The organism is Streptomyces sp. NBC_00057 (assembly GCF_045041165.1).
Classification (GTDB): Bacteria; Actinomycetota; Actinomycetes; order Streptomycetales; family Streptomycetaceae; genus Streptomyces.
The window spans coordinates 1,169,205-1,187,572 of sequence record NZ_CP108256.1; the positions used below are offsets into that span (position 1 = coordinate 1,169,205).

Annotated in this window: 1 protein-coding gene; it reads right to left on the reverse strand. The window is 70.0% G+C overall.

Going from position 1 to position 18,368, the window contains the following annotated elements:
- Positions 1–364: 364 nt before the first annotated feature.
- Positions 365–18,286 carry a glycosyltransferase gene (locus OG953_RS05780; protein WP_405682876.1) on the reverse strand — a complete coding sequence of 5,974 codons (17,922 nt, stop codon included), beginning with the start codon at positions 18,284–18,286 and terminating at the stop codon, positions 365–367.
- Between the last annotated feature and the right edge of the window lie 82 nt (positions 18,287–18,368).

The window sequence follows — 18,368 nt, forward strand, 5'->3', positions numbered from 1 at the left end:
GGCTCCCCCGCCACGATCCACGCACCGCGGCGCTGTGCGACGGGGTCCGCGAGCAGACCCAGCACACCCCTGACGCCGTCGGAGCCGTTCGACAGTCCGGCGTGGCCGACCTCGGTGTCGGGCGCGTACCAGAGACGTCCGGGTATGGCACGTGCCGCGTCCGTCACCACGCTCCCGCCGTCGCCACTGCGGATCTTCGCCGTCTCGCACGCGACCAGTACGACCGGAGCCGGGGGCTGCGCCGGGTCCCTGAGCGTCTCCATGGAACGTGCGAAGCCGACGACATCGGGCGAGGCATCCCGGGGCGCCCGGTGCTGCGGGGTGTGTGACGCGTAGCCCAGCGTCCGGCCGTCGGTGTCACGCATCACCCGGAGGCCTCCGCAGACCTGGCCGAAGGAGACCTGACGTCCGTCCGTGGAGTTGGGTCGGGGCCCCCGAGCCCGTGGTACATCCGCATGACCTCGGGCGAGAACGGCTTCCCGTACACCAGCCCGGTGAAGACCTCCGCCACGAACTCGCGGGGGTTGCCGGCGGCGTAGGCGCTCACCCCAAGGGCGTGAGCCTGATGGGGTACGGCGTCGCCGTCCTGCCCGCTGCGGCCGGCGAACTGCGTGAAGGCCAGATCGTGGTACTGGGCACGGGCGTTGGCGTAGTGCAGGAAGTGGCCCAGTTCATGCACCATCGTGCCGACGCCGGAGGGGTCGAGCTCGGTCGAGAGGTAGCGGTACCGATTGCCGGCGAGCTTGTTGGTCAACGGATTGCCGACGACATCGGGCGAGGCGATCACCGCGTTGGGTGCGAGGTACTCGGCGCGCTGTAGCCGGCCCCCGCTCCGCTCGACGACAAGGTCGTTGTGGACTTCCAGGAACCGGCCGTACTTGGGCAGGTGCAGTTCGACATCGGGAACGTGGAAGCCGGCCTCCTGCACTGTGATTACGGCCTTGCGGAAGTTGTCGATCCGAGCGTCGCGGAGGCTGTCCGTGGGGTCCCCGTGGACGGTGACCTGCGTGCCGTGGATGTCCTCGACCACAGGCGTCAGGTTCCCGAGGTGGGAGCCGGTGTCGAGTGCCTCGGCCTGGTTGGCCCGGTCGAGATAGGAGTTGAGTTCCGGGTAGAGCGTGGAGCGGGTCAGGTCGTTGCGGGCGCTTTCCATCAACTCCCGTACACGATCGGCGGACACACCCGCGTCGACGGTCACCCCACCAGCCGCCGCCTGATCCCGCTTGGCCGCCAACTGCTGGCGCGAGAGCTCATCGGCAGCATCGAGCGCATCGTCCGACAAAGCGCCGTGGTGGGTGCGGTCGCCAGTGAAGATGTTGTGCGTGGTGTTGTTCGCCGGATCGACCCGATCCGGCAACCGTCGGCCCGCGAAGTCGCTCACATCAGGATGGATACGGGCGTACCGGTCGAGAAGTTGTGCCTGGTGCGCCCGCTCGGCGATGCGCTGGTGCAGATCGTCCCGCTCGGACCGGACGTGTGCGGTGAGGCGGTCGACCGCCCCGGTACGGTCGCTGGGGCCGTTCTTGCCTGACTTCCACGCTTCCACGGCATCGAGGATGGCCGCCAACTGACGCTGATTGGTGTCATGGGCACCAGGCAGCTGCCGGCCGCCGTTCGCCCACTCGTGGACAGCCGTATCGATGCGCCGCAGAGCGTTGGAGCGCCGCGCCCGCGGCAGCGTCGACAGAGCCCGCCAACTATCGATGATCTCGCTGTCCCCGACCCCGCGGCCATCGGTCGGGAGCGCGCCCGGCGTTGCCGTCGTCGGAGCGTCAGCGGGGGTACCGGGTGAGCGTGACGTGGGCCAGCGGTCGGCCTCGTGGGGCGACGGTGGTGCGGGCTCTGCCTGCTCGGCCTCCGGGCCGCTCTGCGCCAGGTCGTCGGACATCACCTGCTCCGCACTGTTCCGCGGGGCGGAGTTGAGGGTTTCGAAGATCATGTCCGAGAACGTGGTGGTGGGCGGTACCGGTTCCCCCTGCGTGTCGGGGACGAAGGCCGGGCCGGTTTCGAGTGACTCTCCCGCCACGATCCACGCACCGCGGCGCTGTGCGACGGGGTCCGCGAGCAGACCCAGCACACCCCTGACGCCGTCGGAGTCGTTCGACGGTCTGACGTGGCCGACCTCGGTGTCGGGCGCGTACCAGAGACGTCCGGGTATGGCACGTGCCGCGTCCGTCGCCACGCTCCCGCCGTCGCCACTGCGGATCTTCGCCGTCTCGCACGCGACCAGTACGACCGGAGCCGGGGGCTGCGCCGGGTCCCTGAGCGTCTCCATGAAACGCGCGAACCGGGCACCGTCGACGACCAGGGGCTTTTCGCCCACCACATGGAGTTCGATGCCGTTCTCGGTGCCGTGCGCGTCGAAGAACAGCGGCCTGACCGGCTCCTTCGCATCCCGTGCCGGTGCGTCGACCTGCCAGGGGACCTCGTTGGCCGGGGAGTCCGTGTCGCTGTCGGTGTCGAGTACGGCACCCCCTTCGTCCGTGGCCCGGTAGTGCGCGAACAGGACCTCGTCGGCGCGGTACTTCGTGTAGAAGTCGTTGCGTGGGGCCCAGTCCCGGTCGCTGTGCGAGGCGTATCCGATGACCTCGCCCGTGGCGTCCCGGATCGTGCGAAGGTTCTGGCGTGCCTGCTCGAAGGAGATCTTCCGGCCGTCGCTGCCGACGAGTTCGTCCTTCGGTGTCCCGTTGCCTTGTTCCAGCCGTTGCGGTGCGGGGTCGAGGCCGCTCAGCAGTGTCCCGTTGTTCGGTAGCAGTGCTGTGTCCGAACCGGACCTGCCGCTGCCCCACCGTATTGAGCCCTTGATTGTCCTGACGGTGTCGCCGAGGCGCTTGGCCAGCGTGTTGCGCCGGGCGGGCGCGGACGTGCTCTGGGGGGCTTCCTGGTTCTCGCTCTCGTCGGTCAGCCAGTCCAGACGCGTCCAGTCCGCCCACTCGGCTGCCCGGACACGGAACTCGGCGGGCGGCCCGAACCGGATGTTCGGCGCCTGCGTGGTGTCGAGGGACTTGATGTGCTCGTTGAACTGCCGCAGGAGGAATATCGGACCGGTACTGGCGCCCACGTTCTTCGACTTTATGGCCAGCTCAAGGACACCCCTGGCGTAGGCATCCTTGTTGTTGATGTCCGGCAGATTGTCCAGAACCTGCTTCATGAAGCGGCTTCGGGGGTGCGTGACGATGAACTGGTTCCCGAAGCGCCCTTCCCGGTAAGCGACTTCGGCGGCCTGGTGGATATGGTCCGCGGTCACGGGTGCGTTCTCTTCGAGTCCGAGCAGTCTCCGTACGCTCTTGGGGTCGCGAAGCATGGGACCGAACATCGGCAGGGTGTCGTCGCCCTTGGGCATCGTCACGCCCTCGGGACGCAGCACCACCTCTCCCGGGCCCAGGTCCACATCGAGATACACCCCGCCGTGCTTGTGGAGGAGGGCGTACCTGGCGATGTCGGAGGCCATCGCGAAGCTGTTCTCCTTACGCGCGGCCTGATACAGCTTGGACACCTTGAAGGGCAGCTTCTCCCCGCCGGAGGTCTTGTCCTTTTTGAACAGGTCCTCGACCCGGCCTTGATGAACGGTGCCGGAATCCACCAGGTGCTTGAGGAACTCCTTGTTGTTGCGCCGGCCGCCCTCGTCCGTCCAGATCGTCAGCTTCCACTGTGCTTCTTCTGCCTTGGCCGCCCATGTCCGGAGGTTGGCGCGGGCACCGTCCGTCAGTTCGCCACCCAGCCAGACGAAATTCAGTTCCTTGGGGACCAGGGCCGACGGACCGAGACCGGCGCCCACGTAGTGGACCGGACCGGCAGGAGGCGCATCGCCGGCCGACGCGGTCGCGGTACTCCGGGACACAACCGTGTCGGCCGGCTGCTGCGTGATCTCCGAGTCGGCATTGAGCAGCAGGCCCGGACCGTCGGTGTCCTGGTGGGTCTGTCCTTTCTCCCGCGTGAGAAGGGTTTCGAGTTCGGTGGGCTCGCTCGCGGTCACCCACCGGCCCTGGCGTCCGGTCGTCCGGTCCTGGAGAAGGGCCAGCACTCCGGTTGCCCCGCCCGCGGCGGCTCCGGCCGGCGGTCCCACGTGGCCGACCGCGACATCGGGGGCGTACCAACGGCGTCCGGGCACCGCCCGTGCCGCGTCCCGCACGACGCTTCCACCATCCGTGGAGCGGACGCTCGCCGTGTCACAGGCCACGAGCACCACCGGAGCCGGAGGCTGGTCGGGATCCCTCAGGGACTCCATGAAGCGCGCGAACTGCGCACCGTCCACCTCAAGCGGAAGGTCGCCGGCGATGTGGAGCTTGACGCCGTCCTGGGAGCCGTGCGCGTCGAAGAAGACCGGTTCGGGTGTCCGCTGCCCGGCCGGGGTGTTCGTACCGGTGTGCCAGGGAACGGTGCGGGGCGACGCTTCGTCCTCGGCCACGGGGACGAACTTGCCGTCGTCCGTCGTCCGGTAGGCCTTGAAGGACGTCTCGTCGGCGCGGTACTTCGTGTAGAAGTCGTTGCGTGGGGCCCAGTCCCGGTCGCTGTGCGAGGCGTATCCGATGACCTCGCCCGTGGCGTCCCGGATCGTGCGAAGGTTCTGGCGTGCCTGCTCGAAGGAGATCTTCCGGCCGTCGCTGCCGACGAGTTCGTCCTTCGGTGTCCCGTTGCCTTGTTCCAGCCGTTGCGGTGCGGGGTCGAGGCCGCTCAGCAGTGTCCCGTTGTTCGGTAGCAGTGCTGTGTCCGAACCGGACCTGCCGCTGCCCCACCGTATTGAGCCCTTGATTGTCCTGACGGTGTCGCCGAGGCGCTTGGCCAGCGTGTTGCGCCGGGCGGGCGCGGACGTGCTCTGGGGGGCTTCCTGGTTCTCGCTCTCGTCGGTCAGCCAGTCCAGACGCGTCCAGTCCGCCCACTCGGCTGCCCGGACACGGAACTCGGCGGGCGGCCCGAACCGGATGTTCGGCGCCTGCGTGGTGTCGAGGGACTTGATGTGCTCGTTGAACTGCCGCAGGAGGAATATCGGACCGGTACTGGCGCCCACGTTCTTCGACTTTATGGCCAGCTCAAGGACACCCCTGGCGTAGGCATCCTTGTTGTTGATGTCCGGCAGATTGTCCAGAACCTGCTTCATGAAGCGGCTTCGGGGGTGCGTGACGATGAACTGGTTCCCGAAGCGCCCTTCCCGGTAAGCGACTTCGGCGGCCTGGTGGATATGGTCCGCGGTCACGGGTGCGTTCTCTTCGAGTCCGAGCAGTCTCCGTACGCTCTTGGGGTCGCGAAGCATGGGACCGAACATCGGCAGGGTGTCGTCGCCCTTGGGCATCGTCACGCCCTCGGGACGCAGCACCACCTCTCCCGGGCCCAGGTCCACATCGAGATACACCCCGCCGTGCTTGTGGAGGAGGGCGTACCTGGCGATGTCGGAGGCCATCGCGAAGCTGTTCTCCTTACGCGCGGCCTGATACAGCTTGGACACCTTGAAGGGCAGCTTCTCCCCGCCGGAGGTCTTGTCCTTTTTGAACAGGTCCTCGACCCGGCCTTGATGAACGGTGCCGGAATCCACCAGGTGCTTGAGGAACTCCTTGTTGTTGCGCCGGCCGCCCTCGTCCGTCCAGATCGTCAGCTTCCACTGTGCTTCTTCTGCCTTGGCCGCCCATGTCCGGAGGTTGGCGCGGGCACCGTCCGTCAGTTCGCCACCCAGCCAGACGAAATTCAGTTCCTTGGGGACCAGGGCCGACGGACCGAGACCGGCGCCCACGTAGTGGACCGGACCGGCAGGAGGCGCATCGCCGGCCGACGCGGTCGCGGTACTCCGGGACACAACCGTGTCGGCCGGCTGCTGCGTGATCTCCGAGTCGGCGTTGAGCAGCAGGTCGTCCGTCGCGAGAGGCACGGCGGGCCGGTATCGCTCGTCCGCGAGGTGCAGCACCACGCCCGACGTCGTGTTTCCTCCCGTGTCCGTTCCAGGAGTGGCGAACGTCAGATGGTTCAGGTCCGACTGGACCACGGTGACCGGAACCCCGAGCACACGGGCCGCGAGCAGTGCCGCCAGGTCTCCCGCGGAGTGGTTCCAGCCCGCGTCCTTGCGGTCGCCGATCTGCCCGTCGCCGGACCGCAGCAGTGTCGTACGGGCCAGGTCCAGGCGCTGGTCGGGGGTCAGCCGGGCGGCCACGGTATCCGGGAGGCGGCTGCGCGAGGCGGCGTGTTCGGCGGCTTGTGCCTCGCTGAGCACGATTCCCGCGTCGGCCAGTTCCTGTGCGGTGAACCGCTCCTGGGGGTCGATCGCGAGGAACTCCGCGAGTTCGTCGCGGTCCGCCATCAGACGGTCGGCGAGGCGTTGCCTCAAGTGCTCGACATCAGCGGCGGAAAGGCTTCTGCCCTGCGCGTGGAGCCCCAGCTCGGCGAGGAGCCCCGGGTGGGCACGCTCGACCGCGTCGAGGAGGGACCGGTGGAAACTCGTACCGAGGTCGAAGCGCGCGGGTCCGGTGGAGGGGGGCTCCAGGAGGTGAAGGACGCGGCCGTCCGGCGCCTTCAGGGCGATCGGCCGGCCCTCGGTGTCCTCGCCCTGGGTGGTGTACAGGTCGGGGGCGGACTTCGCGTCGGCCGGGCGGACGTAGCCGTCGGGTTCCGGCGCGGGGTGCCAGGGGGTGACGACGCGGGGGGCGCTTCCTTCGGGCCGTGGCTCCAGAACCTGGCGCGTGGACGCGTCCACCGATTCGAAGTTCGTCTGGACCAGGGCGAGTTCCCGGTAGTCGGCCGTCAGCTGTGCGACTGCACGGTCATACACCGACCGCGCGTTCTTCAGCTCGGCATCGACCGCGTCGAGCCGTCCCTCGGTCTCCGCCCGCTCCGTTGCCTTTCGGGCTCGGGCCTCCTGGAGCTCGGCAGCCCTCAGGGGTGACCGCGCGGCCAGTACGGCCTCCAGCGACGACCGGTAGGCGGCGTCCGCCGTCCGCAGGCGCTGCGCCCAGCCCGCCGCCTTGATCTGTTCCCGGCGTACGGCGTCCGTGTCCGACAGCGGCCCGGCGTTGTCGAGCCAGGCCTCCGTACGAGCGAGGACGTCCTCCCGCGTGACGAGGCGCGGCGGTCCGGTGAGGTCGGCGGCCGGGCCCTCGTGGGACACCGTGCTTTCGAGCGACACCGGCCCTTCGAGGGCTTCGGTGAGCGGCGGGTATCCGGCGACGGTGGCCGGAGCCTGTTCGGTGGCCGCGGCGGCGGCCGGCTCGCTCCAGGCGACCGGCGGCGTGCCGGAGGGGCGGGTACCGGTGATCGTGTAGTGGTCGACCGCGTTCCAGGCGGCCTCGGATGCAGCGGCGAGGTGCTGCTCGGCGGTCGCGAGGCCGCGGCGATGGTTGGCCAGGTCCTGCTGGGCTTCGGCGTACCGGGAGCGGGCCGTGGCGAGCCTCTCCCGCGCCGCGGCCACGTCCGTGCCGGTGGGAGCCGGCGTCTCCAGGAGGCGCCGGAGCTCCGTGTGGAGGGAGGTGACCTCGCTGTCGAGTGCGCGCAGGCGCCGCTCGGCCGTCTCCGCCTTCGTGGCGGCCTTGGTGTACTTCTTGGTCTGCTCCTTGACGGTGTCCGCAGCGGCCTCGACCTCGGGCGGCAGCAGTTTGTGCTCCCGGGCGACGTCGAACGATACCCACATCGTCACCCCGCCCTGCACCGTGTGCTCGACAGTGACCGGCGGCCGGGTCCCGGGCCTGAGCAACGACGGGACGACCGGCAGGTCCGCGATGCGGTGCGATGCCTTCGCTGTCTGGAGTACGTGCAGGGGTGCCTGGATGAGCACGGCGCCGCCGGCGAAGGGCTTGAGCGTGGTCAGCGCGGAGGTACGGCGGTCGGCGGCACCGCCCGCCGCGTCGGAGTCCGTCCAGCCCGGCACGGTGGCCGTGGCCTGCACCAGGGGCTGCGTCTGGAAGGCCGGTCCCGCGGTCATCGACGGCATGTGCGATTCGGTGGTGTCACCCGTGTAGGTGTCGTTGTCCATGGTCCGCCGGCTGCCGCCGAGTCCCGCGCCCGGGTCCACGGCCAGCAGCCGGGCCCGCGACAGATCGACGTCGGCGGAGATCTTCAGGGTCGCGTCCGTCCCGCCGATCGTCGACGTGGTGTCGTGCAGCGTGACGGTCAGGCTGTCGCGGATCATCTGCGGAAGGTAGGCGCTCAGCACGTCGGTGCTGATGCCCCCCTTGAGGACTTCACCGGCGGCGGTGCCGGGCCGCGTCAGTACCGTCTTCCGCACATAACGGCCCTTGCTGTTCGTGGGCATCTCCGTCGCGGCGTCGGTCGTGGCGCCGCGTCCCTTGACAGCGAGGTCGACGGCGTACGCTGCGGCGTCCCGGAGTGCGGTGATGCCGCCGACGGTGGTGACGACGACACTCTCCGGGCCGGTGGCGAACAGCTTCCTGCCCGCCGCGTTGCGCTCCCGGAGCGCAACGGCCTGCTGCTGATCCGGGGGAAGCAGCATCGGGCGTGCGGCATCCCGGGGTGTGGGGGCCGCCAGCGGTTCGGCCTTCTGCGTTTCCGTCTTCTTCGGTTCGGTCGTCCGGGCTCGGGTTGTCTGCGGTTCGGTCTTCTTCGGTTCGGTCGTCCGGGCTCGGGTTGTCTGCGGTTCGGTCTTCTGCGGTTCCGTCGTCCGGGCTTCGGTTGTCTGCGGTTCGGTCTTCTGCGGCCGGGCGAGGCTCAGCGGCAGCACCACCTCGGCTTCGCCGACGGTATACGTGCGAGGGACCACTGTCCCGTCGGGCAGCTCCAGGGTGAAGGTGACGCTGAACGTCGTCCGACCGGTCACCACCGGCCCCTCGAAGGCCACTTGGGCGCTGACGGCGTCGGTGACCGCGTGTGCCAGGGACGACGAGCGGGTGGACCCGACCCGGTCGTCGAGGGTGAAGCCGCCGCTCCGGAGACCCGGACGGTCCCAGATGGTGGGCACCTCGCCGAGCCGGTAGCCGGCCTCGTACCCGCGCGCCAGCTTCTCCGTGACGGTCTCCGCCGTGGACGTGGGCCGGGTGATCGTGGGCTTCACGTCGTGGCGCAGCGCACCGGGGGTGAAGCCGGACCGTTCCAGAGTCACCGTGAGACTGGCGTCCTTGGCCGGCCCGATCTTGTTCCGGGCCAGACGCAGGGAGGTGCCGCCGTTCTCCATACCCGTCTGGAGAGCGCGGATACCGGACGGCGACAGGGTGGTCATCTGCCGTGCCAGGCCGCCGAGTTGGTCGGCCAGCAGGCTCTTGGGCCCGAGCCAGCTCCTGTGCTGCGGCAGGTCTTCCATCAGGGTGCCCATGAACCGGCTGATCGCCTCGGACATGTCGATGCGGCCGACCGTGAGCGTGGCGTGCGCGGCCGCATCGACTGCGGTGAAGAGCTGCTGGGGAGGCGGAGCGGTGAGACCGTCGTCGAAGAGACCGGCCTTCCTCGCCTCGGCAAGCGGCATCCACACGAGCAGGCCGTCGGGGATCTCCACGACCCGGCCCTGGGGCGGCCGTCCGCGCATCAGTTCCATAGGCGCCTGGAGCAGACCGGACGGCTGGGAGCGGGCCGCGAGGTGCCAGGCCACATCGGCGCCGACCAGGACCATCGGTCCGGTGTACTGGACCGTGTGGGCCGGGTTCGCCGAGAAGGTCTCGGCCGAGGTCGCGGTGCTGGTGCGCTGGTACGGCGACGCGGTGAAACCGTAGGTGCCGGAGGTCTGGAACGCGTCGGTGTGCTTGGCCCGGAAGGCCAGCAGGGACGAGATGGCGTGACTGCGGACATGGGCGACCGAGTGTCCCGCCCCGCTGGTGCCCGAGCCGATGTTGGAGAGGGCGAGGTCGCTGGAGTCGACGACGGCGAGCACGCGCGTCCCGCGCACCTGGGGCCAGGCGCTGACCGACGCGGTGATGTCGGTGACGGCCGTCCTCCCGAACAGGTCGCTGACATGCTTGCCCGTCTGCGCCGCGTCGCTGAAGTCCGCCTCGTTGCGACCGGTGGTGAACGCCTCGGCCAGCGCGCCGGAGGCGGGGGTCCCGTCGGTCCCGTAGATCCAGGAGTTGCCGGAGACGGAGGCGAGCAGTTCCTTGAGGTGGTGCACCACGACCTCGGGCGAGGTGACGCTCTGCACGGAGTGCAGGCCGCCGAAAAGGGCGTGGGGCGTCCAGTCATCCGTGGAGACGGGCTTCCCGGAGGAGAGCAGTTCGGCCAGAGCCGGGTCCATCGGCGCGGACACGGGGGCCGTAACCGTCTCCGGCCGGTTGAGAGGCAGAGTGGAGGGGACGGACAGCGACGCGGGTACGGCAAGGGTGACGCGGCCGGTGACGGGGGCCGGGGCGGTCTGTCCGTCGCCCTGCCCGGTGGCCAGGACGTCGACGCTCCCGGCGGCCTGCTTCACGAACCACCGGGTGCTGAGCAGCTCGCCGGTCATGGTCCGCGCGATCTGGCGCGGCCGGGTGAAACTGGTGGCTTCGGCGGTGAAGGCCAGGTCGTACGACCACAGGTGCTGTGACCCGGAGCTGGTGATGCCGCCGTCCGGGGTCAGCGTCGGGCCGTACGTCATGCCGTAGGCGGTCTGCCTGCCGTACCGGTAGCCGATGCTCCCGGTGCCGCCGAAGCGCTCGATCCCGGTCAGTCCCACGTCGACGCCGACCGACCAGCCGTGGGTACGGGTGGTCGCGCTGTCCGCGCGGCGGGTCGACAGGACGTTGTTCGCCAGACCCAGATCGTGGTGGGCACCCACGAACTGACGGTTCGTCGCCTCCGCGCGCACGGTGAGAACGACGTACCGCTTGCTGACGGAGTCGAGCCGCTCCAGCTGGATCCGCAGTCCGGTGCTCGTCAGGCGGTCGAGGGAGCCTTCGAGCACCGTACGGGAGAGTGCCTGGCGCAGCAGATGGGTGTTGCGCACCGCGGTGTTGTACTTCCGGTCGCTGCCGCCGTTCCGGTCGCCGTCGACCGCGGTGTCCGGCCGGGGCGGAAGCACCAGGTCGGGGTAGGCGCGGTGCAGCCCGGCCTGGATGCGGTCGACCAGTTCGTCCGTCAGGGAGACTTGGGGCGGGACCGTTTCCTGGGCACGGGTCGCCGCGAGGTCCAGGACCGCGTGCAGGCCGAACGTCGCCGGATTCGACGGCGACAGATACGCGGGGGCGGGGGGCACCTCGGCGTCCGGGACGGGTGCGGTGCCGTCGTCCCAGCCGGCCAGTCTGCGTGCGTCGGCCCGTGGCAACTGCACGGTGGCGGTGAGGAAGGCACCTTCCTCGTTCGGGGCGTTCCGGTTGGCCTGGGCGGTCCGCTCGGCCGGCTCGGGCGACTCCCATGCGCCGCCCTGCCTGCGCAGCTCGATCCGGAAGCGGACGTCGTAGAGCCCCGAGTGGCCGCGGCTGTTGAGCGTCCGCACGGACTCGGCCGTGTTGCCGCTGTAGCTGCTCTCCGCACGCTGGGTCGTCAGGGCGGCCGATCCCCCGATCTGGAGGCTCAGGGTGCCCGCGGGCTGGAGCAGCGCGAACTGCGGACCGGCGGAGATCCCGACCCCGGCGCCCTGGGTGTTCTTCTTCTCCGTGGTGGCGGTGGAGCGCTGTGCGTCGGCCTTCTTGACCTCGGTCTTGTCGGACGCCTGGAGCAGTGTGGCGTCGACCGGGATCAGCCGGAGCTCGACGGAGCCCAGTGACCGGTTGCCGAGACCGGCGAAGAGCGGGGCGCTGACCACCGTCTCGCCGGAGCTCTGCGCGATCATCGTGCGCAGGCTCTCCCCGCCGAACAGATCGGCCAGTTGGTGGCGGAGGAAGCTGCCGGGGGTCGCCTCGGGAAAGTTCGCGAGCGCCCAGTCCAGCAGCCGGGTCTCCGTGGTGACGCTCAGCGGTGCGAGCAGGTGCGGCCGGGCGCCCGGCGCGAACGCGAAGGCGATGGGCAGCCGGTCCGGGATCGCCGGGTCGGTGACGCTGTCCGGGACCCGCCAGGTGACCCCGTCCTGGATGCGGTAGCGCCGCTGCGCGGCGGTGCCGGGCTGCTGCTGGTCCGGGGACAGCTCACGGCCCTTCTTGTCCCAGACGCGCGAGGACTCGACGACGATGTGCAGGTCGCTCACATGCAGATGACTGCCGTCCTTGCCGACCGCGGTCACACTGCTCTGGGCGCGGCTCTCCTGGGTGTACGTGTAGGAGGCCTCCATACGCCGTGCGCTGAGGGACACCGACCCGAACGCACCGACGGTCCCCGCGGAGGGCCCCAGCGGGACCGCCACTCCGAAGGCGCGGGAGGTGCCGAGGGTCTTGGTCTCCGTCGCACCGGGGCGGGTGCGGAGTTCGGTCTCGATCTTGACAGGGGCGTCGGTGGCCTTGGCCTCGGCGGTCTTCGACGCGTCCTTCTTCGACTCGTCGGTCCCGGGCTTGTCCGTCGTGGAGGCGCCGGTCTTGGAGGCGTCGGTATTGGAGGCGTCGGTATTGGAGGCGTCGGTATTGGAGGCGTCGGTATTGGACCCTTCCGCCTTCGGCCCCTCCGCCTTGGAGGTGGTCGAACCGCCCTCGTTCCCGTGTCCGTCCCTGTGCGGTGCGGACTCGGCCACGTCGTCCACGACGGCCAGCGCCGATGGCTCGGCATGGCGGCGCCAGTTCCCGTAGCTCTCCACCGAGAGGGAGATTTCCCGCTGGCCGCCGTCCATGGTCGGCAGGACGAACGTCCGGGGGCTGAGCAGCGTATGCGGACTCTGGATGAGCACGCGCTTCAACTCGTCGAGCCCGTCGGGGCGCAGGCCCCACCCCGTCGCGACGGAATCGGCCAGCGCGTCGACTCCCCTGATGGTGATGCGTCCGTGCCCGTGGCCCTTCATCGACTTCGGCAGCATCGCGTTGTCGTCGAACGTGACGAATTCACCGGACCGCTCCTGCGGGAGCGGATCCACGTTGTCGCTCAGCAGCGGAGGGGCGAAGCGCGCCTTCTCCACCTTCTGGCCCGGGTTCTCGATCCGGCGGAACACCTCGTCGCGGCGTGCCTCCTCTGTCGTCAGGTCCGGACGGTCGCGGCGTACCCGGTACATCCGCTGCTCGTACTCGTCCGCCGAGAGCGCGTTCAGGGCCTTGTCGCGGGCCGTGGGCTGCTGCGCGCCCGACGAGCCTGCCGGTGAGGAGCCGTCACCGCCAGGGCCGCCCGGCGGCTCCTCGTTCTCCTTCACGGGGATGTCGGAGTCCTTGGGCGCGGAAGCCACGGAGTCGGCGTCGTCGTCGGACTTGAGGTCGGACGCGTCATCGGACTTGAAGTCGGACGCGTCGTCGGACTTGAGATCGACGTCGTTGTTCGGTTCGGATTCCGACGTGGTCCGCGTGTCGGTGAGGGACTGTGTGTCGTCCTCGGTCTGTGTACGTACACGACGGGCGTTCGGCGACGGCAGGTCGTCCCGCTCCCGCGAGTGAAGGCTGTCCCCGTCCTTCCCCCCGGACTCCGACGCATCGTCCAGATGCCGCGGAGCCTCCATCAGCTGCTCGCCCGGCTGCACCGGAGCACGCCTGTCCCGTTCGGAGTCGGCCGGCCGCGGGGTCTTCGCCGAGTTGCCGGCACCCTCGTCGACGTTCGTCCGGGAGACCGGATTGCGCACGGTTGCCGACGGTCCGGCATTCGACGGGCCCGACGTGTCCGTCAGATCCGTCAGATCCGTGTCCTGGACGTCCGTGCGCTTCTCCGACACGGCGTCGTCCACCTTGGGGGTACCGGGCTCATTGCCGGTCGTGACCAGGTTCCGCAGGCGTTCCACCAGCGTGCGGGCGTCGTGGGCAGCCTGTTCGCGTACCTCCTCGGGCAGCTTGTCGAGCGAGCGGTCGATACGGCGGTCGAGGTCCCGCAAGCGGTCCGGAGCACGCAGTTCCTGTTCCAGGCGCTCCTGCCCCTCACGCCTCAGCTCCGCCGTCTCGGCGTCGTAGCTGTCGAGGACCCGGTCGATGGCCTGAGGGTCGCCCGCCGCCTCGTCCAGCCTGTTCTGCCATGCGGCGCGGCGTTCGGTGCCGCGCTCCGCCCCCTCGGGGTCGCCGTCCGAGATGGCCTTCAGCCGCCGGTCGCGCTCCAGCTGTGCCATCCGGTCGAGCTGTTCCCGCTCGATGGCCTGCCTCGCCGTGTCGTCCTCGGCGTTCGCGCGCCGGTCTTCCCACTGCTGCCGCTCCTCGCGCGACATCCCAGTGTCGTCCGTGCCCTCGCGCAGCCGGTCGAGCCGCTCCTCCAGGATCCGGTCGTTCTCCGCCCGGGAGTCCTCGGTCCGGTCCCGGCCGGGGGTGCCGTCACCGCCGGGACCGCCGTCACCGCCGTCACCGTCCTGCGGCGGGGGCAGCGGCTCCGAGGACTCCTGCTGGTGGCCGCCCTCGCGCATGGCGTCCAGCCTCGCCCGGAAGGACGCCAGCTCGGCCTCCCTGCCGAGGGTGACCGTACGACGTTCGTACTGCGCGTCGAGGTCACTTCCCCGCCCCGGTCCTTCGAACCGGTTCTTCCAGGTGGCCAGCTCCGTCTCGGATGCACCGAGATCCCGCAGGGTCGCGAGCCGTCGCGACGTCTCCAGTTCGGCGTCGTAGTCAGCCTGCACTCTGCGGAGATCCTCGGGGGTCGCCGCCTGCTCCCTGCGGTCCTCCCATTCGAGGAACCGCTCGCGGTCCATGCCCGCTTCTTCCGCATCGGCCCGCCGGTTGTCGGCCAACTGCTTCCGGAGCGCCTCGGGGGTGCTGTCGGCGCGGGCGCTCAGCTCGGACCCGAGGGTGCCGAGACGGTTCTCGAAGTCGTCCAGCAACTGGGTCGTCCGACGGGGATCGTTGGCGAGAGCCGACTGCTCGATGTCGAGGGCATGGCGCAGCCACTCCGTGCGGCGCATTCCCAGCTGTGCGGCCCGCGCCTCGTATCCGCCGTCCATGTGACGGCGGAACTGCTGGAGGCGTTCACCGAGGCCGTGCACGGCGACGAGGTCGCCGAGTTCCCGAAGGCCGTCGGCGGCCTCGGCGTGCCTGCCCGCCCCTGCGTCGTCCCGGATGCGCTCGCTCAGCCGCTGTCGTGTCTCCCTGTCGACGCCCACCCGCCGGGCATCCGCCAACAGGGCGTCGGTCTCCCGCTCCACGTCCTTGGTCAGCCTGCGCTGCTCGGTGGGGGTCAGGCCCTCGGGCACGTCGGGCAACTGCTCCAGCCGGGTCACCGGGTCGTCGGTGAGGCTGCCCAGTTCGTCGAGGTGCGCGATCAGCGCGTCGGCATCGCTGTCGTTGTCCCCATCGAAGCCGTCACGGAAGGGCAGTTCGTCCTCCGTCTCCGTACGGAGAGGATTCGGCGAGTCCTCGGTGGCTGGCCCCTTCCCGTCGCTCTCGGTGCTCTCCGTCTCCGGCCGGTTGCCGGCCGCGGGCTCGGTGCCGGGCGGGGCCTGGGGAACATCCGGGAACACGAGGTCTGGCTCGTCACCCGTGAAAAGCTGGGCACCGGGTTCGTTCTGCGGCACGTCGGGGAACACCACATCGAGCCCGTCCGGGGACGGACCCGTGGGTGTCTGCTGCCGTGGTCCGCCGGGGGCAGTGCCGGCACCCGGGCCCGTCGACACGGTCGGTACGGGGCGCGGCGGCGGTGCGATGCCGCCCGCGCCGTTGAACGGGAGGACTCCGTCGCCTTCGATACCCGTCGTTGTGCCGTCGGGCTCCAGCCCGTCGGCGCCCTCTTCCTCCAGGGCCGCGCGGTACTGCTCACGGAGCTCGTCGACCCGTGCGGGGCGGCCGAGGCCGCCGTCGGAGTCGCCCTCCCGCAGCTTCGCCATCCGTGCCGCCAGGTCGGAGTCCGAGTCGTCGGAATTCTGCCGGTCCTTCAGCCGGTCCAGGCGCTCCTGGAGGCGATCGAGGTCGTTCGCGGTCCGGTTTACCGCCCCGGAGTCGTCGGGCCGACTGGACGACCCCACGCCCGCGCCGTCGTCGGACGTCTGCGGAAGGTCGTTCCGCGGTACGTCGGGCAGGTCCGCCAGGAGCCGCTCCGCCTCCGGCGACAGCACCGTGCCCAGCGGGGTATCGGGTACGTCCGGGAGGCCGTCCAGAAGCGTGTTCACGTCCGTGAGTTCCTGCGTCACGTTCTCGTGTACCTGGTCCGGGGAGGGCAGCGTCTCGGGTACGTCAGGGAGGCTGTTCAGCAGGAGGTCCAGCTCCGACACCGAGTCCGGCGGGACGGGGGGCTCGGGTGTGAGGGAGTTGGTGGTCGAGTCGCCGGAGTTGTTCGTCGTGTCGCTGTTGTTCGAGTTGTTGGTCTCGTTCGCGCTGTTCGCGTTGTTGGTCTCGTTCGTGTTGTTCGTGAAGTTGCCGTCGTTCGTGAAGTTCGTGTCGTTCGAACTGGTGGCGAAGGAAGGGGCGGACGCCCCGGACACGTCGTACGGTGCGGCGTTCCCGTCGTCGTCGCTCGAGTACAGCGTCCGGCTGTCCGAGAAGTCGTCCACGGCCAGGTAGTACAGGCTGTCGCCGTCCGAGGCGTTGTCGTCGCCGCTCCGCAGCGAGACGTTGTCGGAACCGGAGTCCGAGGCCGAATCCGTGAGCGTGCGATTGTCGGCGTCGTTCCTCGGGTCGGAGCCGTCGCGCACCGTCGTGTTCGACTCCGTGCTCGGCCGCGACGCGCCGGACGGCGGCGTGGGCGAGTCGGACGAGAAGACCGGGGGGCGCGGCGGCGGCGCGGCCGGGGGGCCCGAGACCGCGTGATGCATGGCCTGGAAGCCGTGAGCCACGCCCCGACCCATCACGCCGCCCGCCGCGCCCGCTGCCGCGGTCCAGCCGCTGACCGTGAACTTGTGCTCGGGCCCGAAGATCAGGTTGTACATGCCCTCGGTGACCACGGCGTGGCCCGATTCACCGGCGATCTCGCCGACGAAGTTACCGATCCGGAAGCCGATGTTCCCTTCGATGTTCTTGCTGATGGTCTGTACGAAGGAGCCGGGCAGGTCGTGCGAGAGCGCACGCACTCCGTTCTCCCCCAGGTCCTTCACGTACGGCTTGAGCGCGTCGTCCAGCGAATGGGTCAGCCCCTGCCAGTCGGCCTTGCCGCCCCAGTTCTTGACCAGCGCCTCGCCGTAGTCGCGGCCCAGGTTCCGGGCGGTCTCGTTGCCGAGGGAATCCCCGAGGTTCTTCTCGAAGGCGTTCGCGAAGTCCTTGACGACCTCCCGGCCGACCGCTCCGGCGGCCGCCCCCCGAGCACCGTCTGCCCCCACATGGTTCAGGGATTCATTGGTCCGGCCCATGATGTTGCCCAGGCGCTCGCCGAGCTTGCGGGCGGACTCCTCCGAGATCGTCTGGCCCGCGGCACCCGCTCCGGCCCTTCCGCTCGCTCCGGCCGCGCCGTCACCCGCGGCGCCCGCCCCCTTGCCCAGGCCCGCTCCTGCGGCACCCGCACCCTTGCCCGCACCCGCACCCGCGCTGCCGGCGCCTTTTCCGGCGCCCGCACCCGCAGCACCCGCGCCCTTGCCCGCGGCACCGGCTCCCGCACCACCGGCGCCCTTGCCGAGACCACCCGCACCCGCGCCGCCCGCGCCCTTGCCGAGACCACCCGCACCCGCGCCACCGGCGCCCTTGCCGAGACCACCCGCACCCGCGCCACCGGCGCCCTTGCCGAGACCGCCCGCGGCCTTGCCCGCACCGCCTGCGGCGCCGCCCGCTCCCTTGCCGCCCCCGGCCAGCCCCTTGCCCAGCACGTTCCCCGCGTCATTGCCGAGGATCTTGCCGAGGCCCTTGCCGGTGAGATTGCCGAGCAGCTTGCCGAGTCCGCCGCCCAGCAGCGCGAACGGCCCGCCCAGCGCACCGCCGATGGCGGCGAACTTCGCGGCGTCCGCGGTGAAGTTCTTGTTCCACTCCGTACGGTCGCCGCGGCCCATCTGGGTGAGCTGGAGGATGGAGTCGAGCAGCAGGCCGCCGACGAGGCCCGTGATGGTCTGCATGATGATCTGGGCCAGCAGGAACTTGAGGATCAGCACCGCCATGGAACGGAACGCGGCGATCGCCGCGGCCGCCCAGATCTCCGACAGCCCGGCGGTCACCGGCATCAGGGCCTGGGCCAGGGCTATCTGCACGACGAGCAGGGCCAGTTGGCCGAAGATCATCCACTTGGTGTACTCGATGTCGGCGGCGGTCTTGTGGGCGTTCTTGGACAGCTTGATGGCGTCCTCGTAGGCCCGCTCGAGGATGCTCTCGTTACCGTTCGTCCTCTCGACGAACTGCCGGGCGTACGCCACGAACCGGGTCGCGGTCTCGCCCTCGAAGTCCTCGTCGACGCGGCCGACGACCTGCCGCAGAAGCTCCTCCACCTCACGGAACTTCTCGGCCATCTGGCGATACTCGTCACTGACCACCCGCAGGGTGTCCTCGTTCGCCTGCGGGAAGGGCATGCCGGTCAGAGTCTTGAGGAGGGTCGCCCATCCCTCGGAAACCTCAATCGCCATTGTGTGGTGCCGCGTCTTCGGGGTTCGG

Excerpts from the sequence above, each read along its gene's own strand:
- OG953_RS05780 (WP_405682876.1), bottom strand. The coding sequence starts at position 18,286 with ATGCCCTTCCCGCAGGCGAACGAGGACACCCTGCGGGTGGTCAGTGAC.